The organism is Curtobacterium sp. VKM Ac-2889, from assembly GCF_015350855.1.
GTDB lineage: Bacteria > Actinomycetota > Actinomycetes > Actinomycetales > Microbacteriaceae > Curtobacterium > Curtobacterium poinsettiae.
Genome location: NZ_JADKSC010000003.1, coordinates 57,321 through 77,424 on the forward strand (window position 1 = coordinate 57,321; position 20,104 = coordinate 77,424).

23 protein-coding genes are annotated in these 20,104 nt (G+C 70.6%); 21 read left to right on the forward strand and 2 right to left on the reverse strand.

What is annotated here, in order from left to right; all coding sequences use genetic code 11:
* The first annotated feature begins 30 nt into the window (after positions 1–30).
* From ITJ50_RS10510 to trmD, 5 genes are all read left to right on the forward strand, one after another.
* Positions 31–2,166, forward strand: coding sequence for an FAD-dependent oxidoreductase (locus ITJ50_RS10510; RefSeq protein ID WP_194590460.1), 2,136 nt, complete (start codon positions 31–33; stop codon positions 2,164–2,166).
* Positions 2,167–2,330: 164 nt separating this feature from the next.
* A complete protein-coding gene (gene rpsP / locus ITJ50_RS10515; RefSeq protein ID WP_017888259.1) occupies positions 2,331–2,744 on the forward strand; it encodes a 30S ribosomal protein S16 in 414 nt (137 codons plus the stop codon).
* A gap of 3 nt (positions 2,745–2,747) precedes the next feature.
* Entirely contained in the window at positions 2,748–2,984 is a 237-nt protein-coding gene (locus ITJ50_RS10520; RefSeq protein ID WP_017888258.1) for an RNA-binding protein, read from the forward strand.
* Between the two features lie 19 nt (positions 2,985–3,003).
* Positions 3,004–3,549 carry a ribosome maturation factor RimM gene (gene rimM, locus ITJ50_RS10525; RefSeq protein ID WP_194590461.1) on the forward strand — a complete coding sequence of 182 codons (546 nt, stop codon included), beginning with the start codon at positions 3,004–3,006 and terminating at the stop codon, positions 3,547–3,549.
* Between the two features lie 5 nt (positions 3,550–3,554).
* Positions 3,555–4,247, forward strand: coding sequence for a tRNA (guanosine(37)-N1)-methyltransferase TrmD (trmD, locus tag ITJ50_RS10530; protein ID WP_194590462.1), 693 nt, complete (start codon positions 3,555–3,557; stop codon positions 4,245–4,247).
* Positions 4,248–4,417: 170 nt separating this feature from the next.
* On the opposite strand, the gene map is transcribed toward trmD, so the two are convergent.
* Positions 4,418–5,200 carry a type I methionyl aminopeptidase gene (gene map, locus ITJ50_RS10535; protein ID WP_017888255.1) on the reverse strand — a complete coding sequence of 261 codons (783 nt, stop codon included), beginning with the start codon at positions 5,198–5,200 and terminating at the stop codon, positions 4,418–4,420.
* A gap of 168 nt (positions 5,201–5,368) precedes the next feature.
* Here map and rplS point away from each other — a divergent pair, with 168 nt between their 5' ends.
* The 9 genes from rplS to ITJ50_RS10580 all read left to right on the forward strand — a co-directional run bounded on the left by rplS (position 5,369) and on the right by ITJ50_RS10580 (position 12,384).
* Positions 5,369–5,725 carry a 50S ribosomal protein L19 gene (gene rplS / locus ITJ50_RS10540; RefSeq protein WP_017888254.1) on the forward strand — a complete coding sequence of 119 codons (357 nt, stop codon included), beginning with the start codon at positions 5,369–5,371 and terminating at the stop codon, positions 5,723–5,725.
* A 123-nt stretch (positions 5,726–5,848) separates the two neighbouring features.
* Positions 5,849–6,592, forward strand: a complete 744-nt coding sequence (gene lepB / locus ITJ50_RS10545) for a signal peptidase I (protein WP_017888253.1) — start codon at positions 5,849–5,851, stop codon at positions 6,590–6,592.
* A complete protein-coding gene (locus tag ITJ50_RS10550) occupies positions 6,589–7,329 on the forward strand; it encodes a ribonuclease HII (RefSeq protein WP_056068963.1) in 741 nt (246 codons plus the stop codon). The genes lepB and ITJ50_RS10550 overlap by 4 nt, the downstream gene beginning before the upstream one ends.
* Before the next feature lie 12 nt (positions 7,330–7,341).
* Complete coding sequence (locus ITJ50_RS10555; RefSeq protein ID WP_017888251.1) at positions 7,342–7,665, forward strand: DUF2469 family protein; 324 nt, start codon at positions 7,342–7,344, stop codon at positions 7,663–7,665.
* A gap of 114 nt (positions 7,666–7,779) precedes the next feature.
* Positions 7,780–8,130, forward strand: a complete 351-nt coding sequence (locus ITJ50_RS10560; RefSeq protein WP_056068961.1) for a histone-like nucleoid-structuring protein Lsr2 — start codon at positions 7,780–7,782, stop codon at positions 8,128–8,130.
* A 151-nt stretch (positions 8,131–8,281) separates the two neighbouring features.
* Positions 8,282–8,671, forward strand: a complete 390-nt coding sequence (locus ITJ50_RS10565; protein ID WP_042539661.1) for a YraN family protein — start codon at positions 8,282–8,284, stop codon at positions 8,669–8,671.
* Complete coding sequence (locus tag ITJ50_RS10570) at positions 8,668–10,191, forward strand: YifB family Mg chelatase-like AAA ATPase (RefSeq protein ID WP_194590463.1); 1,524 nt, start codon at positions 8,668–8,670, stop codon at positions 10,189–10,191. The genes ITJ50_RS10565 and ITJ50_RS10570 overlap by 4 nt, the downstream gene beginning before the upstream one ends.
* Positions 10,191–11,426, forward strand: a complete 1,236-nt coding sequence (gene dprA, locus ITJ50_RS10575) for a DNA-processing protein DprA (protein WP_071251649.1) — start codon at positions 10,191–10,193, stop codon at positions 11,424–11,426. The genes ITJ50_RS10570 and dprA overlap by 1 nt, the downstream gene beginning before the upstream one ends.
* Positions 11,427–11,451: 25 nt before the next feature.
* Complete coding sequence (locus tag ITJ50_RS10580; protein WP_416354618.1) at positions 11,452–12,384, forward strand: tyrosine recombinase XerC; 933 nt, start codon at positions 11,452–11,454, stop codon at positions 12,382–12,384.
* A 39-nt stretch (positions 12,385–12,423) separates the two neighbouring features.
* Here ITJ50_RS10580 and ITJ50_RS10585 read toward each other — a convergent pair whose 3' ends face one another.
* Positions 12,424–13,026, reverse strand: a complete 603-nt coding sequence (locus ITJ50_RS10585; protein WP_194590464.1) for a M23 family metallopeptidase — start codon at positions 13,024–13,026, stop codon at positions 12,424–12,426.
* A gap of 317 nt (positions 13,027–13,343) precedes the next feature.
* Between ITJ50_RS10585 and ITJ50_RS10590 the strand changes: the two genes are divergently transcribed.
* The 7 genes from ITJ50_RS10590 to ITJ50_RS10620 all read left to right on the forward strand — a co-directional run bounded on the left by ITJ50_RS10590 (position 13,344) and on the right by ITJ50_RS10620 (position 20,035).
* Positions 13,344–14,786, forward strand: a complete 1,443-nt coding sequence (locus ITJ50_RS10590) for a sugar porter family MFS transporter (protein WP_323749903.1) — start codon at positions 13,344–13,346, stop codon at positions 14,784–14,786.
* A 321-nt stretch (positions 14,787–15,107) separates the two neighbouring features.
* The gene (rpsB, locus tag ITJ50_RS10595; protein WP_017888243.1) at positions 15,108–16,034 is read left to right on the forward strand and encodes a 30S ribosomal protein S2; all 927 of its coding nucleotides are present in this window, start codon (positions 15,108–15,110) and stop codon (positions 16,032–16,034) included.
* Between the two features lie 87 nt (positions 16,035–16,121).
* On the forward strand, positions 16,122–16,949 hold the full coding sequence (gene tsf, locus ITJ50_RS10600; RefSeq protein WP_027465873.1) for a translation elongation factor Ts: 828 nt from the start codon (positions 16,122–16,124) through the stop codon (positions 16,947–16,949).
* 127 nt (positions 16,950–17,076) lie between these two features.
* Complete coding sequence (gene pyrH, locus ITJ50_RS10605; protein ID WP_017888241.1) at positions 17,077–17,796, forward strand: UMP kinase; 720 nt, start codon at positions 17,077–17,079, stop codon at positions 17,794–17,796.
* A gap of 47 nt (positions 17,797–17,843) precedes the next feature.
* Positions 17,844–18,398 (forward strand): ribosome recycling factor, encoded by a 555-nt coding sequence (frr, locus tag ITJ50_RS10610; RefSeq protein WP_017888240.1) that lies wholly within the window; start codon positions 17,844–17,846, stop codon positions 18,396–18,398.
* Positions 18,399–18,463: 65 nt separating this feature from the next.
* Complete coding sequence (locus tag ITJ50_RS10615) at positions 18,464–19,408, forward strand: phosphatidate cytidylyltransferase (protein ID WP_042539655.1); 945 nt, start codon at positions 18,464–18,466, stop codon at positions 19,406–19,408.
* Positions 19,409–19,486: 78 nt separating this feature from the next.
* Positions 19,487–20,035 carry a DivIVA domain-containing protein gene (locus ITJ50_RS10620; protein ID WP_017888238.1) on the forward strand — a complete coding sequence of 183 codons (549 nt, stop codon included), beginning with the start codon at positions 19,487–19,489 and terminating at the stop codon, positions 20,033–20,035.
* Positions 20,036–20,104 lie beyond the last annotated feature (69 nt).

Consider the following 20,104-nt stretch of genomic DNA (forward strand, 5'->3'; position numbering starts at 1 on the left):
CCGGTCGCACGGACCCCGCAGAATGGGCGCATGAGCAGCGTCGCTTCCGCCCCCGTCGTCCCGGAGTCGCTCCGGCGCGTGGCGTCACCCTGGACCCTCGGGCCCCTGCACCTGCCGAACCGGGTGGTGATGGGGTCGATGCACACCGGGCTCGAGGTGCAGGACGACGGTGGTGCCGGCATGGCTGCGTTCTACCGGGAGCGTGCAGCTGGCGGAGCCGCGTGCATCATCACCGGCGGCATCGCGGTCAACGACGAGGCCCGCGGTGGTCCGGACTTCGCGGTGTTCGGGGTCGGGGGAGCCGACGAGCGGTTCCGGGTCGCGGTGCAGGCCGTGCACGACGAGGGCGGGACGATCCTGGCGCAGCTGTTCCACGCCGGTCGGTACGCCCTGGCGTCGGGGATGGTCGACCGGCACGGGGACCCGCAGCGCGTCGTGGCGCCCTCGGCCCTGCCGTGGGCAGCCGCCCGGGGCGTGGTGCCGACCGCGCTGACGGCGGCCGAGGTCGAGCGGACCATCGAGGACTTCGCCGTCGCTGCCCGCACCGCCCGCGCGATCGGGTTCGACGGCGTGGAGATCATGGCGTCCGAGGGGTACCTGATCAACCAGTTCCAGTCGCCGCTGACGAACCTGCGCGACGACGAGTGGGGCGGCGACGCAGCACGCCGCCGGCGGTTCGCGATCGAGGTCGTCCGGGCCGTGCGCACCGCCGTCCCGGACCTCGCCGTGACGATCCGGCTGTCCGGCGCCGACCTGATGCCCGGCTCCTCGACCGACGACGAGGTCGACGCACTCGTGCACGACCTGCTGCCGCTCGGGCTCGACGGCATCTCGGTCGGCATCGGCTGGCACGAGTCCCGCACCCCGACGGTGCAGGCCGCGGTGCCGCACGGGGCCTGGCTGGCGTACGCGTCCCGGATCGCCGGGGTGGTGCGCGCGTCCCCGCACCCGCACGTCCGCGTGATCGCCTCGAACCGGATGACGGACCTGCGGGACGGCGAGGCGGTGCTCGCCGACGGCCTGCTCGACGCCGTCGCCCTCGCCCGACCGTTCCTGGCCGATCCCGCACTCGTCGACCGCTCCCTGGCCGGCCGGTTCGCCCTCGTGAACACCTGCATCGGCTGCAACCAGGCGTGCCTCGACCGGTCGATCATCGGCGCGCCGGTGTCGTGCCTGGTGAACCCCCGCGCCGGCCGCGAGGTCGCGTTCCCCGCACGCCCGACGGCCGACCCGAAGCGCGTCGACGTCGTCGGCGGCGGTCCGGCCGGGCTCGCCGCGGCGGTGGACGCCGCCCGCCGCGGCCACGAGGTCACCCTCTGGGAGGCCTCCGACCGTCTCGGCGGCCAGTTCGGCCTCGCCGCACTCGTCCCGGGGAAGGAGGACTACGCCGCCACGGTGCGGTCCGCCCGCACGGAGCTCGAGGAGCGGGGCGCGACCATCCACCTCGGACGCCCGGCCACGGCTCGGGACCTCGTCGACAGCGACGCCGTCGTGCTCGCGGCCGGGGTGGTCCCGCGGAGCATCGACGTCCCTGGCAGCGACTTGCCGCACGTGCTGTCCTACGAGCGGGCGCTGCGGGACGGCGTCCCCGAGGGCACCGTCGCGATCATCGGCGGCGGCGGCATCGGGGTGGACACCGCGGCGTTCCTGACCGAGTCGCCCGACGAGGCCGTCCGGGCCGCCGGGTTCGCGGCGCGCTGGGACCTCGACGTGTCCGAGGAACTCGTCGGCGACGTCCCGCAGCGGCTCCCCGCGGCACCGCGCACCACCCGACCGGGGCCGGACGTGACGGTGCTCCGCCGATCGGGCAAGTTCGGCCACGGGATCGGCATCACCTCGCGGTGGGTCGCGATCGGTCGGCTGCGCGACGCCGGCGTGCGGATGGTCGGCGGCGTGCAGGAGTACCTGCGCATCGAACCCGGGGTGCTCTGGATCCGCGACGAGCACGGGGACGAGGTCGGCGTGCCGGCGGACACCGTCGTGGTCTGCGCCGGGCAGGAGCGGGCGAGCGACGCCGAGGGTGACGCTCCCGACGGACTCGCCACGGGCCTCCAGGCCGCCGGCGTGCCGTACGCCGTCGTCGGCGGCGCGCGGGACGCACGGAGCGTGGACGCGGTCCGGGCGACGTCCGAAGCCCTCGAAGCGGTGCGGCGCCTCGCCCCGTAGCGAGTCGGCTCGCATCACGGCCGGGAATCTGCAAGAATGAACGGTCGAATCGCCGCAGCTCGACCCTCTATCCAGCTGTGAGCGATCTCTCTCGAGCTTTCGCCGTGTGTGCCCCCACGCCCGCGGTTCCAGTTCAACCACAACGAAAGCAAACAGGAGCAATTGTGGCTGTCAAGATCCGTCTGAAGCGTCTCGGTAAGATCCGTGCGCCCTACTACCGCATCGTCGTCGCCGACTCGCGCACCAAGCGCGATGGTCGTGTCCTCGAGGAGATCGGTCAGTACCACCCCACCGAGGAGCCCTCGGTCATCAAGATCGAGTCCGAGCGTGCGCTCTACTGGCTCGGCGTCGGCGCGCAGCCGACCGAGCAGGTCGCGGCCCTCCTCAAGCTGACCGGCGACTGGGCCAAGTTCAAGGGCGAGAAGGACACCGAGTCCAAGGTCAAGGTGGCCGAGCCGAAGCAGGCCTTCCAGGTCGACTCCTCGAAGAAGGCCGTCCTCAAGCCGAAGTCGGAGAAGACGGCTCCCGCCGCCAAGGCCGACGACGCCGAGACCGCCGACGAGACGACCGAGGCGTAGTCCTTGCTCGAATCCGCGCTGACGCACCTCGTCAAGGGGATCGTCGATCACCCTGACGACGTGCGCGTCGCCAGCTCCACCTCCCCACGCGGCGAGGTCCTCGAGGTGCGTGTGCACCCCGAGGACCTCGGCCGCGTGATCGGTCGCGCCGGGCGCACCGCCAAGGCGCTCCGCACCCTCGTCACGGCCCTGGCCGACGGCAAGCGCGTGCGGGTCGACGTGGTGGACACCGATTCCTAGGGAGACGACCCAGCTCCGGGTGGGTCGAATCACGAAGGCGCACGGGCTCAAGGGCGGCATCAAGCTCGAGCTCTACACCGACGACCCGGATCGTCGGTTCACCCCGGGCGCCACCTTCACGCTCCAGGTCCCCGACGACTCTCCGTGGTCGGGCAAGACCCTCGAGCTGGACGAACTCCGCTGGTACAACGGTCACCCCGTCGCGTTCTTCGCCGGGATCGACGACCGCACCGGCGCCGAGTCCCTGGCACGCATCATCCTCTGGGTCGAGCAGGACGCCGACGCCGAGACCGGTGAGGACGACGCCTGGTACGACCACCAGCTCGTCGGGTTGAAGGTCCTGCGCGACGGCGCCGAGGTCGGCACCGTCGCCCGTGTGGACCACATGCCCGCGCAGGACCTGCTCGCGATCGACACGCTGACCCGCGGCGAGGTCCTCGTGCCGTTCGTCTCCGCCATCGTGCCCGCGGTCGACATCGCTGCCGGCACGGTCACGGTCACGCCGCCGCAGGGCCTGTTCGAGGACCCCGAGGACACCTCGCGCCCCGAGACGGTCACGGACTAGCTGCCGTGCGGATCGACATCGTCACGATCTTCCCGGAGTTCTTCTCCATGCTGGACGTGTCCCTGCTCGGCAAGGCGCGCTCCGGCGGCCTGCTCGACCTGCACGTGCACGACCTGCGGTCGTGGACCACCGACCGGCACCGCACCGTCGACGACACCCCGTACGGCGGTGGCGCTGGCATGGTGATGAAGCCGGAACCGTGGGCGCAGGCGCTCGAAGCGCTCTTCCGCCCCGACGGCTCGTCGACCCTGGTGGTCCCGACGCCGGCCGGCACCCCCTTCACGCAGTCGATCGCGCGCTCGCTCGCGTCGAAGTCCGACCACCTCGTGTTCGCCTGCGGGCGGTACGAGGGCATCGACGCCCGCGTCTTCGAGTGGGCGTCATCGCGCGCCACCGTCGTCGAGCTCTCGCTCGGTGACTACGTGCTGAACGGTGGCGAGGTCGCCGCGATGGCGATCATCGAGGCCGTCGGTCGACTGGTCCCCGGCGTGGTCGGCAACCCCGAGTCACTGGTCGAGGAGTCCCACGAGGACGGTCTGCTCGAGTACCCCTCGTACACCAAGCCCGCGTCGTGGCGCGGCCTGGACGTCCCCGACGTCCTGCTCAGCGGGCACCACGCCCGCGTCGGTGCCTGGCGGCACGAGCAGCAGCTGGAGCGGACGCGGCGCGTCCGTCCGGACCTGCTGCCCGACGCGTAGCGCGACCCGTCCTGGGAAAGCGACAGACGTCCGCGGAACATCCGCGGACACCTGTCGCTTTCGCTGTTCTGACGGTCCGCGGCCCGCGAGGTCTGTCGCCTCGGTGGGGTGGGGGCGACGCGTGACGGACTGGAGGCGCGGTGCCAGCTGGTGCCGCGCCTCCAGGCCCGCTACTGGTCGCGCTGGGCGCGACGCAGGGTCAGGACCTCGGGTCCGGCCTCGGTGACCGCCACGGTGTGCTCGACGTGCGCAGCGCGCGAGCCGTCGACGCTGCGCAGGGTCCAGCCGTCGTCGTCCTGGGAGAGCTCGTCGGTCGTCTGCATGAGCCACGGTTCGATGGCGACGACCAGCCCCGGCCGGAGCTTGAGCCCGCGGCCCGGACGGCCGTCGTTCGGCACGTGCGGGTCCCCGTGCATCGTGCGGCCGACGCCGTGCCCGCCGAACTGCAGGTTGACGTCGTGACCGGCCTGGTGCGCGACGTGTCCGATGGCGTGCGAGACGTCGCCGAGCTTGTTGCCGGGGGCGGCCTGGGCGATGCCGGCCGCCAGCGCCCGCTCGACGGTGGCGATCAGGGCCTGGTCCTCGGCACGCGGCGTCCCGACCTGGACGCTGACGGCGGAGTCCGCGACCCAACCGTCGACGCTCGCGGCGAAGTCCAGGCTCACCAGGTCGCCGTCCTGCAGCGCGTAGTCGTGCGGCAGGCCGTGCAGGGCGGCGTCGTTGACCGACGTGCAGAGGTTCTTGCCGAACGGCGACATCCCGAACGACGGGTGGTAGTCGACGTAGCAGCTCTCGGCCCCGCGCTCGGCGATCATCCGGGCCGCGACGCGGTCGAGGTCGAGCAGGTTCACGCCGACGTCGACCGTCTCGAGCAGTTCGTCGAGCACGTCGGCGACGAACCGGCCGGCGACACGCAGGCCGTCCAGCTCGGCGGGGGTGCGGAGTTCGATCATGGGTCCATCCTCGTCGTTTTGCCTCGCGCGCTCTCTGTGGCAGTATTGAACGCTGTGCCCTGGCTGGACTCTGCCACGGGGGAGTCGCCGACACCGGGCACGCACCACCACTTTCCGAACCTTCTATCCGCGGCGACCCGTGTGCGTCCGCAGAGAGTGAAACCCACCATGAGCCAGCTCCTCGACAACGTCGACGCAGCATCGCTGCGGACCGACGTCCCGGACTTCCGTCCCGGCGACACCATCAAGGTGCACGTCAACATCATCGAAGGCACGCGCTCGCGTATCCAGGTCTTCCAGGGTGTCGTCATCGGCCGTCAGGGCCACGGCATCGGCGAGACCTTCAAGGTCCGCAAGGTGAGCTTCCAGGTCGGCGTCGAGCGCTGGTTCCCGGTGCACTCGCCGATCATCGACCACATCGAGATCGTCACCAAGGGTGACGTCCGTCGTGCGAAGCTCTACTACCTGCGCGAGCTCCGCGGCAAGGCGGCTCGCCGCAAGATCAAGGAGAAGCGCGACGCCTGATCGCCTTCACAGTGAACGTCCGCGAGCCGGACGACGCTGCGAGCCCCTCGTCCATGTACGGTTGTGCATCGACGGGGGGCTCTTCCCATTGCGGCAGAGCGAGCGGTTCGAACGAGAGCGGAAATGACGGACACGACAGACGATTCGGGGCGCAGGCCACGTGCCGAGAAGCAACGGAACGGTGTCCTCACATTCCTCCGCGACCTCGTCATCATCTTCATCGCGGCACTCCTCGTGTCGTTCCTGGTGAAGACGTTCCTGATCCGGTCGTTCTACATCCCGTCGGCGTCGATGGAGAACACGCTGCAGATCAACGACCGCGTGATCGTCAACGAGCTCGTTCCCGGAACCGTGGCGCTGAAGCGGGGGGACGTCGTCGTCTTCAAGGACCCGGGCGGATGGCTCACCGGTTCCGACGTGCCGAACGTCACGCCGGACACGCAGCCCGCCAAGGCCATCGACTGGGCCCTGACGCAGGTCGGTCTCGGCACGGGGGACAGCGACGACCACCTCATCAAGCGCGTCATCGGACTGCCGGGTGACAAGGTGTCGTGCTGCAACGACCTCGGGCAGATGTCCGTCAACGGCGTCCCCATCAAGGAGCCGTACCTGAAGCTGCCCGCCGGTGCCCCGGCCTCGGCGACCGACTTCTCGGTGACCGTGCCGAAGGGCACCATCTGGGTGATGGGCGACAACCGGAACGACTCGAAGGACTCCCGGTACAACGGCGACACCCCGTCGAAGGGCTTCGTCCCGATGTCCGACGTCACCGGCCGCGCGTTCGTCATCTCCTGGCCGGCGAGCCGGTGGACCTGGCTCGACGACCACCCCGAGGTGTTCGCCGGCGTGGAGGAGCGCGACGAGTGACCGCCGTCCGTCCGTCGCTCCGGGTCGAGAAACGGCTGCTGGCCGAGGGCCGCGTGACCGTGATCGGCATGGACGAGGTCGGCCGTGGCGCCATCGCCGGTCCGGTCGGGGTCGGAGTGGCCGCGGTGACGCTCGACATCGGACGTGTGCCCCAGGGGCTCGCCGACTCGAAGCTGCTCTCCGAAGCGCGCCGGACCGACCTGGTGCCCGTCGTGCAGCGTTGGGCGCGGACAGCGGTCGGCATGGCCTCGGCGGAGTTCGTCGACCAGCAGGGCATCGTCCCCGCCCTCGGTGCTGCCGGGGCGCAGGCGCTCGGTTCCCTGGTCGCAGACGGGGTGTCCCTCGACGGCGCAGTGGTCGTGCTCGACGGCTCGTTCGACTGGTTGAGCAGGGCCATCCCCGCATCCCTCCGGCCGGCGACGGAACCGCTCGAGGTCGTCGTGCGGGTCAAGGCCGACCGCGACTGCGCCTCGGTGGCCGCGGCGTCCGTGGTGGCCAAGGTCGCGCGTGACGCCGTCATGATCACGGCGCACGACGACGCTCCGCACTACGGCTGGGTGTCGAACAAGGGGTACGGGTCGACGGCGCACTACGACGCGATCCGGACGGTCGGGGCGCACACCCTGCACCGGAAGTCGTGGCTGCACCAGGCCTCGAGCGTCGCGCTGGACGGGTTCGACGAACTCGACGCCCCCGCGGCCCTGACCGGTCCTCCGCTCGGGCGTCCGTCGCCGTAGACTGTGGGCGCAATGGATGAGGACGAATTCGACGACTACGACCGCGAGGTCGAGCTGGCCCTGTACCGCGAGTACCGAGACGTGGTCTCGCAGTTCCGTTACGTGGTCGAGACGGAGCGCCGTTTCTACTTGGCGAACGAGGTCGAACTCGTGCGCCGTGACACGGAGCACGACTTCTACTTCGAACTGACCATGAACGACGTCTGGGTCTGGGACGTCTACCGTTCCGACCGGTTCGTCAAGGGTGTCCGCGTGCTCACGTTCAAGGACGTGAATGTCGAGGAGCTCACGACGCGGGAACTCGAACTGCCGAAGGAACTCGCACTCGACGAGTGATCGTCGCTTTTCATTCTGCTGCTTTCTCGGTGAATCGCCGGTGATCCGAAGCGCCATGGAATTGTTCGCGCTATTCTGATGGCGATTTAACCGCCCCACGAACAGGAGCACCCCATGGCACAGAAGGTCACCGTCCAGCTCGTCGACGACCTCGACGATTCCCCCATCACCACCGGTGAAGGCCGGACGGTCGAATTCGCGTTCGACGGCTCGTCGTACGAGATCGACCTGTCGAACGACAACGTCGACAAGTTCCGCGAGGCGATCTCCGATTACGTCGCCGCGGCGCGCAAGGTCTCCGGTCGTCGGACCGGTGGCGGTTCCGCCCCGAAGTCCGCACCCAAGCGCGGCAACTCGGAAGAGCTCGGCAAGATCCGCGAGTGGGCCAAGGAGAACGGGTACGAAGTCTCGTCCCGTGGTCGTATCTCGACGCAGGTGCAGGAAGCGTACGCAGCAGCGCACTGACGCTCGCCGCAGCAGGACCCGGGTGATCTCGATCGCCCGGGTCCTTCTTCTTTCCTCCACAGTGGCAATCTGCTCGCACTGATTCCACAGATTCTGCATCGTCACTGATGCGGCTGTTCGTTCCCGAGATCGTTGTCGTGGAGGCAACGACATGGAACAACAGGTGCAACGCCCACCGGGGCGGTCGCTCCGGAACGGCCGACTCGGGCGATTCGGTGAAGAACGCGCGGTGGTCTGGCTCGAGGCTCGGGGATTCCGTGTCCTCGAACGGAACTGGCGATGTGCGCGTGGGGAGATCGACATCGTCGCGTGGGATTCCTGCACGCTCGCGTTCATCGAGGTGAAGACCCGGTCCGGTGCGGCGACCGGGCACCCGTTCGAGGCGATCACCGCAGCGAAGCTCACCCGGATGCGTCGGCTCGTCCCCGAGTGGTTCGACGCGCATCCCGAGGTCTCGGCACGTGCGGTCCGCGTGGACGTCGTCGCGGTCCACGTCGACGGACCCCGCATCGTCGTGGAACACCTGGCAGGCGTGCTGTGACCGGCATCGGCCGCGCGGCCGCGGTCGCGCTGCTGGGGGTCACCGGCCGCTGCATCGAAGTCGAAGCCCACCTCACCAGTCAGCTCCCGGCGTTCAGCATCATCGGGCTTCCCGACACCTCGTTGGGCGAGGCACGGGAACGCGTGCGATCCGCGGCGGCGAACGCGGGGTGCCCCTTGCCTGCCCGTCGGATCACCGTGAACCTGACCCCCGCTGCGATCCCGAAGCGCGGTTCCGGGTTCGACCTGGCCATCGCGATGGCGGTGCTCGCCGGCGCGGGACTCGCGCCGGACGTCTCGGAGCGTGTCGTGTACATCGGCGAGCTCGGCCTCGACGGTCGGGTGCGTCCGGTCCCCGGGGTGATCCCGATGCTCATCGCCGCGCGCGACGCCGGTGTCGACCGCGTGGTGCTGCCCGTCGGCAACCTGACCGAGGCCCGTGTCGTCAGCGGTGTGCGGGTCCGGGGTGTGGACTCGCTGCGGGCGGCGGCCATCGACGCCGGGGCGTTCCTGCCGGAGGTCGAGGTCGACCCGGTGCTGCCGGTCCCGATCCCGTCGGTGCCGCGTCCCGTGGCCGAGCTGTCCGACGTCGTGGGGAACCCGGTCGGGGTCCGAGCCGTGATCGCGGCGGCGGCCGGGGGACACCACGCGCTGCTGCTCGGGCCGCCGGGTGCCGGCAAGACGATGCTCGCCGAGCGGCTGCCCGGGCTGCTGCCGGACCTGGACGACGAGACCGCGCTCGAGGTCGCCGCGGTCCGGTCCGTCGCCGGACTCGGCCCCGCGTCCTGGAGCACGAAGCCACCGTGGGAAGCCCCGCACCACTCCGCCTCGGCGGTCTCGCTCATCGGCGGTGGGTCGGGGGTGCTGCGTCCGGGGGCCGTGTCGCGCGCCACCGGGGGCATCCTGTTCCTCGACGAGGCGCCGGAGTTCCCCCGGGCCGTGCTCGACGCGCTCCGGCAACCGCTCGAGTCCGGTCGGATCACCGTCCACCGGGCGGCGGGCGCCGCCGAGTTCCCCGCACGCTGCCAGGTCGTCCTCGCGGCGAACCCCTGCCCGTGCGGGAACGCCGGTGGTGCCCACGGGCAACCCTGTGAGTGCTCGCCGAGCACCGTTCGCCGGTACCTCGGGCGGATGTCCGGGCCGTTGCTCGACCGCATGGACATCCGCGTGCTCGTGCCCCGGGTGACGACGGGGCGGATGCGCGCCGCGGACGGCAGCACGCCGACCACGGCGGTCGCACGTGCAGCGGTCGCGGCAGCGCGGGCCCGCATGGCGGAGCGGCTGCACGGGACGGGATGGTCCCGCAACGCCGAGGTCACCGGGACCTGGCTCCGCGCCGACGGGCGCATCGAACCCGGGTCGACCGCGGACCTCGACCGTGCACTCGACCTCGGCACCCTGACGATGCGCGGCTGGGACCGCGTGATGCGACTGGCGTGGACGCTCGCCGACCTCGATGCCGTCGACCGGCCCACGGGTGAGCACATCCGGGGTGCCCTGGCCCTGCGGAGCGCGCTGTGATGCCGGCGGGCACGGAGCTCCTCGACACCGTGGCGCGCCTGCTGGGACGCAGCGGCGCCGCGGTCGACCCGGTGCAGGCCGCGGCACGGGTCGCGTGGTCGGCCATCGTCGAACCCGGGGACTCCGTCGCCGGCGAGCTCCTCGCCGGGCTCGGGCCGGAGCGCGCACTCGGTGGGGTGTTGCTCGCCGCGGACGGCGACCACGACGCGCTGCTGGGGGACTGCGTCGAGGCCGAGGTCCCCGGAGCCGAGGACCCCGCGGTGCTGCTCGGGGTGCTGCGGACCGCGGTGGAGCGCTGGCGGCCCCGGCTGGCCAGCGTCGAGGTGGGCGACGTCCTCGCGGCCGCCGGTGCGGTCGGCGCCGGTCTGCTCGTCCCGGAGAGCGACGGGTGGCCCTCGTCGCTGGACGACCTCGGGCCGCACGCCCCGGTGGTCCTGTGGACGCGCAGCCCCGGCGTCCGCCTCGGCGACGGGACGCCGGTGCTCGGGGTCGTGGGGTCCCGGGCGAACACGGTGGCCGGTGCCGAGGCGACCGCGGAGATCACCTCGACGGCGGTGGACGCCGGATTCCGCGTCGTCAGCGGTGGCGCCTACGGCATCGACGCCGTGGCGCACCGCGTGGCCGTCGCTGCCGGAACACCCACGATCGCGGTCCTGGCCGGTGGCATCGACCAGCTCTACCCGGTGGGCAACGCGCAGCTGCTCCACAACGTGGCACGGCAGGGCGCCCTGCTCGCCGAGTCGGCACCGGGGACACGACCGACGCGGTGGCGTTTCCTCGCTCGGAACCGGCTGATCGCCGCGCTGGCCGACGTCACGGTGGTGGTCGAGGCCGGTGCTCGGTCGGGGGCGCTCAACACCGCTCACCACGCCGCGCAGCTCGGCCGGCCGGTGTTCGCCGTGCCCGGAGCCTTCGCGTCCTCGGCGTCGGTCGGGTGCCACCGGCTCATCGCGCAGGGGCGGGCGGAGATCGTCGTGCACCCCGGCGATCCGGTCGCGGCGATCCGTGCGGTGTCCGGGACCTGTGGGGGAGCGGTGCCGGACGAGCCGTTGCTGTCCGGCAGGCAGGACCCCGAGGTGGTCCGGGTCCTCGACGCGCTCGGCCGTCGTGCGCTGCCCGAAGCCGAGATCGCCCGCCGAGCCGGGATGTCGACGGCGGACGTCGCCGACGCGCTCGCGCTGGCGCAGCTGCAGGGGCTCGTCGTCCCGAGCGGCGGCGGGTGGGGGCGGGCATGACGGTCTGCAGCCGTACGCTGACGTCGTGGCTTCGCGGACGGACGATCGACTCGAGGCGGCGGTGCACGCCTTCCTCGGACACGCGCGGCACGCGCGGGGCCTCAGCGAGCAGACCCTCCGCGCGTACGCCAACGACCTCGAGCAGCTCGTCACCTTCGCGGGCGGCCGCAGCGTCGACCGCGTCGCCGACGTCGAGCTGGAGCTCCTGCGTGACTGGCTCTGGGACGCCGACCAGCGGGGGCTGGCCCGGTCGACCATCGCCCGACGGTCCTCGTCCGTGCGGGCGTTCACCCGGTGGGCGAGCGAGACCGGGGTGACCCCGACGGATGCCGGGGTCCGGCTCCGTGCGCCGAAGGGTGGAGCGCACCTGCCCCGAGTGGTGTCCGCCGACCAGGTGCGCACCCTGCTCGACGGGCTCGGTGCCCGGGCCACGACGGACGACCCGACGGCGCTGCGGGACCTGGCCCTCGTCGAGCTCCTGTACGCGGCCGCCATCCGGGTCAGCGAACTCGTCGGGATCGACGTGACCGACGTCGATCGCGGACGCCTGACCGTGCGGGTCCTCGGCAAGGGCGGCAAGGAACGCGTGGTGCCGTTCGGCGTTCCGGCGCGGGACGCGCTCGAGGCATGGCTGGAGCGCGGACGGCCCGCCCTCGCTGCTCGGAGCGACGGCCCGGCGAGCACGGCGCTGTTCCTCGGCGACCGTGGCGCCCGACTCGGCGTCCGCAGCGCGTACCGCGTGGTGGCGCGGTTGCTCAGTGATCTGCCGGGCGAGGGCCCGAGCGGCCCGCACACGTTCCGCCACACCGCGGCGACGCACCTGCTCGACGGGGGAGCGGACCTGCGCGCGGTGCAGGAACTCCTCGGGCACGCGAGCCTGGGGACGACGCAGATCTACACGCACGTGTCGTCGGCGCGGCTGCGCGAGGTCTACCGGACGGCGCACCCGCGCGCCTGACGCTGCGCCGACGTCCCGGACGCTCGGTCGCCGGTGGGCTCAGCCGGGCCACGCCGACTCGGGCAGCAGCACCGGCCACTCGGCAGGCGGCAGGTACGGCATCGGGTCGACGTAGCGACCGTCGACCCGCGCACCCAGGTGGAGGCACGGTGCCGTCGCCGGACAGTGCCCGACCGAGACGCGCCCGACTGCATCGCCCTGCACGACCTCGTCACCGGCGGTGACCAGGGGCGTCACCGAGTCGAGCGTGCTGACCAGCCCGCTGCCGTGGTCGATCGTCACGACGGTGCGGCCGCCGACCGCGCCGGCGAACGCCACGGTGCCGTCCGCCACCGCCGACGCGGTCGTCCCCAGGGCCGCGGGGACGTCGATGCCGCGGTGGCCGGCGGCGTAGTCGGAGGACGGCGCCTCCCACGCACGCTCGACCACCCGTGACCCGGTCGGCCAGACCCAGCGGGCCTCGGCTCCGTCGGCGTCGGCCGCAGGAGTCACCGACGGCCCGGCTCCCGACGACGGCGCAGCACCGAACGCCGCCGCCCCGGACGCCGCCGTCCCGAACACCCCCGCACCGGACGCCGCCGTCCCGCACAGCACCGCCGCGCACACCACGGACAGCAGGACGGGACGGGAGCTCGATCGCATGTCCCCAGCCTCGGCCGTGGAACCGGCCCCGTGGCGGACACGGGGCGATCCGTGGAGGGGGAGTCGCGCCTCCAGGCCTGGGGAGGAACGATGCGACGGCCGATGCGACGGAGTCGACGTCGTCCGACAGCGACACCGTCGTTCCGCGTCGGCACGCCGACCAGTCGTCCCGATCTCGCACCCGGTTATGACCACATCCCGGGCGAGGAGTACAGTCGGGGCCGCTCCGGAACACGCAACGCCGCTCGGACGGCGAACCTGCCGACCGCCGGGGCACCGTGCTGCACACCGGCACGGCGGCAGAACCCAGGAGCATCGTGTCCACCACGACCACCGGGCACGGCGAAGACCGTGCGTTCAAGGGGAAGGTCACCCTGTTCGCCATCGCGGCGGCGGTCGGTGGCTTCCTGTTCGGCTTCGACTCGTCCGTCATCAACGGCGCCGTCGACGCGATCAAGGGTGAGTTCAACCTCTCCGACGCGGCCAGCGGCTTCGCGGTCGCCTCGGCCCTGATCGGCTGCGCGTTCGGCGCCTACTTCGCCGGCCGTCTCGCCGACCGCTACGGCCGCACCCGGATCATGTTCTGGGCCGCCGTGCTGTTCTTCGTCTCGTCGATCGGATCGGCGTTCGCGTTCGCCACGTGGGACCTCGTGGTCTGGCGTCTCGTCGGCGGTCTCGGCATCGGTACCGCCTCGGTCATCGCACCGGCGTACATCTCCGAGGTCTCCCCGAAGGCGATCCGCGGGCGGCTGGCCTCGTTCCAGCAGCTCGCGATCACGCTCGGTATCTTCGCCGCGCTCCTGTCCGACCAGCTCTTCGCCGTGACCGCGGGCAGCGCTTCGGCCGAGGTCTGGGGTCTGGCCGCCTGGCGCTGGATGTTCCTGGTCGGGGTGATCCCCTCGGTCGTCTACGGCGTCCTGGCGATCACGCTGCCGGAGTCCCCGCGGTACCTGCTCACCAAGGGGCGGGACGACGACGCGCGCGTGGTGATGGGCAAGATCGTGCCGCGCGACACCGTGAACACGAGCCTGGAGGAGATCCAGGACGGCATCAAGAAGGAAGCCAGCGAGAAGAAGGGCTCCATCCGGGGCAACCGCTTCGGGCTCCAGCCGATCGTCTGGGTGGGCATCATCCTGGCGGTGCTGCAGCAGTTCGTCGGCATCAACGTGATCTTCTACTACTCGACGACGCTCTGGCAGGCGGTCGGCTTCAAGGAGGAGGACTCGTTCCTCATCTCCACGATCACCTCGGTGGTCAACGTCGCCGTGACCTTCATCGCGATCTTCCTGGTCGACAAGGTCGGCCGCAAGCCGCTGCTGGTCGCGGGTTCCGCGGGCATGTTCGTCTCGCTCACCATGGTCGCCATCGCGTTCTCGCAGGCGATGATCGTCGACGGCAGCCCGAGCCTCCCCGGCTCGTGGGGCGTCATCGCGCTGATCTTCGCGAACCTCTTCGTGGTGTCCTTCGGCGCCACGTGGGGTCCGCTGATGTGGGTCCTGCTCGGTGAGATGTTCCCGAACCGCATCCGTGCCACGGCGCTGGGGATCGGTTCCGCCGCCAACTGGATCGCGAACTTCATCGTGACGATCTCGTTCCCGGTGCTCTCGGGCTTCAACCTCACCGTCACCTACGGCATCTACGCGCTGTTCGCGCTGCTGTCGCTCTTCTTCGTCATCGCGAAGATCCCGGAGACGAAGGGCCGCTCGCTCGAGGAGATGGGCATCTCCGCCGACGGCGACACGGTGGACGCCAAGGCCTGATCAGGACGGCCGGATCCGCGGAGATCCGCCGGATCGACCGGACAGGAGGCCCGGATCACGTCAGCCGCGAGGCGCGCGTGATCCGGGCCTCCCTTCTGTTAGCATCTATCCAGCAGCGTGCTGATGCGCGCTGACTTCGCGTGTCCACCAGGCCCTCATCGGCTCGGTACCCGACCACCGGTCCCGCTCTCACGAGCGGGCGGTCGCGTGCCAGGACACCAGGGATCACGACCGACGGTCGCGATCGACACAACCGCAACAGGTCCGCAGTGACGTGTGAGAGCACGGCTGCGCGCCGAGAACACAGAAGGAGGACGGCACATGGCCGTCGTCACCATCCGCCAGCTGCTCGACAGCGGCGTCCACTTCGGACACCAGACCCGTCGGTGGAACCCGAAGGTGAAGCGCTTCATCCTCGCCGAGCGCTCGGGCATCCACATCATCGACCTGCAGCAGTCGCTGGCCTTCATCGACCGCGCGTACGACTTCGTCAAGGAGACGGTCGCGCACGGTGGCACGATCCTCTTCGTGGGCACCAAGAAGCAGGCCCAGGGCTCCATCGCCGAGCAGGCGACCCGCGTCGGCCAGCCGTACGTCAACCAGCGTTGGCTCGGCGGTCTGCTCACGAACTTCCAGACGGTCTCCAAGCGCCTCGCGCGCATGAAGGAGCTCGAGGAGATCGACTTCGACGACACGACGAAGGGCTTCACCAAGAAGGAGCTCCTCATCAAGAAGCGCGAGCTGGACAAGCTCCACAAGACCCTCGGTGGTATCCGCAACCTCACGCGGACCCCGAGCGCGCTCTGGATCGTCGACACCAAGAAGGAGCACCTCGCCGTCGACGAGGCGCAGAAGCTCGGTATCCCGATCATCGGCATCCTCGACACCAACTGCGACCCCGACGAGATCACGTACCCGATCCCGGGCAACGACGACGCGATCCGCTCCGTCGGTCTCCTGACCCGCATCGTCGCCGACGCCGCGGCCGAGGGCCTGAAGACCCGCCACAACGGTGGCGACGAGGACGAGGCCAGCGAGCCCCTCGCCGAGTGGGAGCAGGAGCTCCTCGGTGGCGAGACGGCAACCCCGTCCGCCGACGCCGCCCCCGAGGGTGCGACCGTCGAGGAGAACAACGCTGACGCGCAGGTCGCCGCGAAGGAGATCGGCGAGCCGATCGCCGACGAGGCGAAGAACGCGGAGCCGACGGCCGAGGCCGAGGCAGCCGCGGAGACCACCCCCGCCGAGTGAGCCGCCGGGGCGTCGGACCCACCGGGTCCGGCGCCCCGACTGCACTCCACTCTCCACACACGTACAGTCCAGAAAGGACTCCAGTCAATGGCAAACTTCACCGCTGCTGACGTGAAGAAGCTCCGCGAGGACCTCGGCGCCGGCATGATGGACGCGAAGAACGCGCTCGTCGAGGCCGACGGCGACTACGACAAGGCCGTCGAGCTGCTCCGCATCAAGGGTGCCAAGGCCGTCGCCAAGCGCGACGACCGAGCCACCTCCGAAGGCGTCGTCGTCGCGACCTCCGAGAACGGCGCCGCCACGGTCGTCGAGCTCGCGAGCGAGACCGACTTCGTCGCCAAGAACGAGAAGTTCACGACCCTCGCCGACAAGGTGCTGGGTGCGGTCGCCGCTGCCGGTGCCGCCGACGTCGCCGCCGCCAACGCTGCACCGCTGGACGGCAAGACCGTCCTCGAGGTCGTCAACGAGTCGGCAGCCGCGCTGGGCGAGAAGCTCGAGGTCCGCACGGTCCGCCGTGTCGAGGGCTCGGCCTTCGAGATCTACCTGCACAAGACCAGCCAGGACCTGCCGCCGCAGATCGCCGTCGTCATCGCGTACGAGGGTGACAACGCCGCCGAGGCGCGTTCGATCGCCCAGCACGTCGCGTTCGCGAACCCGACGTACCTGACCCGCGACGAGGTCCCGGCCGAGGCCATCGAGAAGGAGCGTGCGACCGTCGAGGCGATCACGCGCGAAGAGGGCAAGCCCGAGGCCGCCCTCCCGAAGATCGTCGAGGGTCGGGTGAACGCCTACATCAAGCAGGTGTCGCTCCTCGACCAGGACTACGCGAAGGACAACAAGATCTCCGTCGCGAAGGCCGCCGAGAACGCCGGCATCACGATCCAGGGCTTCGCCCGCGTCAAGGTCGGCGCGTAACGAACCCGTGACGGGGTCAGGAACCAACGAGGTTCCTGGCCCCGTTTTTCGCGCGCACCGACACGACACGCGCGCGACACATCCGCGAGTACATTTCCACGAGACCACGACGAAGGGTGCGGACCAGATGACCGACGAGAAGACCGGACGACGCCGCGTTCTGCTGAAGCTGTCGGGAGAGGCGTTCGGCGCCGGCTCCCTCGGGGTGAACCCCGACGTGATCGGCACCATCGCCAAGGAGATCGCCGTCGCCGCGCGCGAGGTCGAGATCGCGATCGTCGTCGGCGGAGGCAACTTCTTCCGTGGCGCCGAGCTCTCGCAGCGCGGCATGGACCGCGGACGCGCCGACTACATGGGCATGCTCGGCACGGTGATGAACGCGCTCGCGCTGCAGGACTTCCTCGAGCAGGCCGGCGCCGCGACGCGCGTGCAGTCCGCCATCGCGATGACCCAGGTCGCCGAGCCGTACATCCCGCGGCGTGCCGAGCGGCACCTCGAGAAGGGCCGGGTCGTCATCTTCGGTGCCGGCGCCGGTCTGCCGTACTTCTCCACCGACACGGTGGCGGCGCAGCGTGCGCTCGAGATCAAGGCGGACGAGGTCCTCGTCGCCAAGAACGGCGTCGACGGCGTGTACACCGCGGACCCGAAGAAGGACGCCTCGGCCGAGAAGCTGCACCACGTGACCTACCAGGACGCACTGCTCAAGGGCCTCAAGGTCGTCGACGCCACCGCGTTCTCGCTCTGCATGGACAACGGCATGCCGATGCACGTCTTCGGCATGGAGGGCGACGGCAACGTCCAGGCCGCCATCCGTGGCGAGCGCATCGGCACCGTCGTCAGCAACTGACCCCCGGCGCTGACTAGACTCGACGCCAGTACCGAAGGAGTAACACCGTGATCAGTGATGTCCTGACCGAAGCCACCGAGAAGATGGCGAAGGCTGTCGAGGTCGCCAAGGACGACTTCTCGACCGTCCGCACCGGCCGCATCAACGCGGCGCTCTTCCAGAAGATCCCGGTCGAGTACTACGGCACCCCGACGCCGCTCGCGCAGCTCGCGTCGCTGCAGACGCCCGAGGCCCGAACGCTCATCGTCACGCCGTACGACAAGTCGGCGCTCAAGGAGATCGAGCGCGCCATCGCGACGTTCCCGAACCTCGGTGCCAGCCCGACGAACGACGGCGACATCGTCCGCGTGACGATCCCCGAGCTCACCAAGGACCGCCGCAAGGAGTTCGTCAAGCTCGTGCGGACGAAGGGCGAGGACCACAAGGTCGTCATCCGCAACATCCGCCGCAAGGCCAAGGACGACCTCGACGCGCTCAAGGGTGAGATCTCCGACGACGAGATCTCGCGTGGCGACAAGGACCTCGAGGGCCTGACGAAGAAGCACGTCGACCAGATCGACGACGCGCTGAAGAAGAAGGAAGCCGAACTCCTCGAGGTCTGATGCGTCGCTCCGACCAGGGCGATGACCGCCCCACAGCAGAGCACGGGCCCGCGACGAGCGGGCCTGTGAAGAAGGGGCTCCGCCAGGACTTCGATGCGCGCGCACGTGCGGCGCGCACCGACTTCGAGGCGCAGCTCCGCCAGCGCAAGGCCGACTTCGGTGCGCGGAACGAAGCACTGACGGCGCGGACCGGGCGCAACCTGCCGGCGGCGATCGGCATCGCGCTCGCGTTCGCGGTCGTCATGCTCGGCACGCTGCTCCTGTTCACGCCGTCCTTCATGGTGGTCGCGGCGTTCCTGCTGGGCGTGGGCGTCTACGAGCTGACGAGCGCGATGCGCTTCGCCGGCCGCGACGTCCCGCGGATCCCGAGCGTCGCCGTCGCGATCGCGGTGGTGCCGGCGGCGTTCCTGTACGGGCAGGCCCCGGCGCTGTTCACGCTGCTCGGCGGCATCGTCCTGATCAGCGTCTGGCGCCTGGTCGAGGTCGCCCTCGCCCGGCAGAAGCCCCCGGCCGGCAACGTCGTCCGTGACCTGACGAACGGGCTGTTCGTCCAGGCGTACATCTCGTTGCTCGGTGCCTGCGTCGTGCTGCTCTCCGCCCAGCGGGACGGCAACCTCTGGGTGATCGGCTTCATCCTCGTGGTCGTCGCGGTCGACACCGGTGCGTACGCGACCGGCCTGAACCTCGGCAAGCACCCGATGGCACCCCGCATCAGCCCCAAGAAGACGTGGGAGGGTTTCGCCGGGTCCGTGGCGGCGAGCATCGTCGTCGGCATCCTGGTGGCCGTGTTCATGCTCGGGCTGCCCTGGTGGACCGGTGTCGTGCTGGGTGTGCTCATCTCCGGGTCGGCCACGCTCGGCGACCTGACCGAGTCGATGATCAAGCGTGACCTCGGCATCAAGGACATTTCGTCGTTCCTGCCCGGGCACGGTGGACTGCTCGACCGCATCGACAGCATCCTGCCGTCGGCCGCGGTCGCCTACGTGCTGTACCTGGTCGTCAACCACTGACCCGCCCCCGGGCCGGGCTGTACGTGGCACTCAGCGCGTCCAGGTTGTGCCACGGGTCGGGACTGGCAGAATGACGCCGTGGCCACCACCTTCCCGACCGCAGCCCGTTCCGCCCTCGGTTACGACGTCGACGAAGTCGAGCGTTTCCTCGAGGACGCCCGGCGCGCGTACTCCGCCGACGACAGTGCCCCCGGCATCGAGGCTGCGAAGATCCGTGCCACGGCGTTCTCGATGCGCAAGGGCGGCTACTCCACCTCGCACGTCGACGCCGCTCTCGAGCGGCTGGAGGACGCCTTCGCGGCACGCGAACGTGAGCGGGAGATGAGCGAGGTCGGCAAGAAGGCCTGGTACGCCGAGGCGCGGACGAAGGCGTCGGACGTCGTGGCACGCCTCGAGCGGCCCGACGGCCAGCGGTTCAGCCGGGTGAGCGTCCTCGGCACCGGCTACCACCCGAAGGACGTCGATGCCTTCGCCGCCCGACTCGCCGGGTACTTCCGCGAAGGCAAGCCGCTCAGTCTCACCGAGGTGCGCTCGATCGTGTTCCGCCCGAAGCACGGCGGGTACCGCGAGGCGCAGGTCGACGCGGTGCTCGACGCCGTCGTCGAAGTGATGCTCGCTGTCCGATGACGACGCGCTGTCCCCAGGTGCTTCGCTTTCCGTGATCGTTCCGTTACCCTGGTCCTACTCATGGGCAGG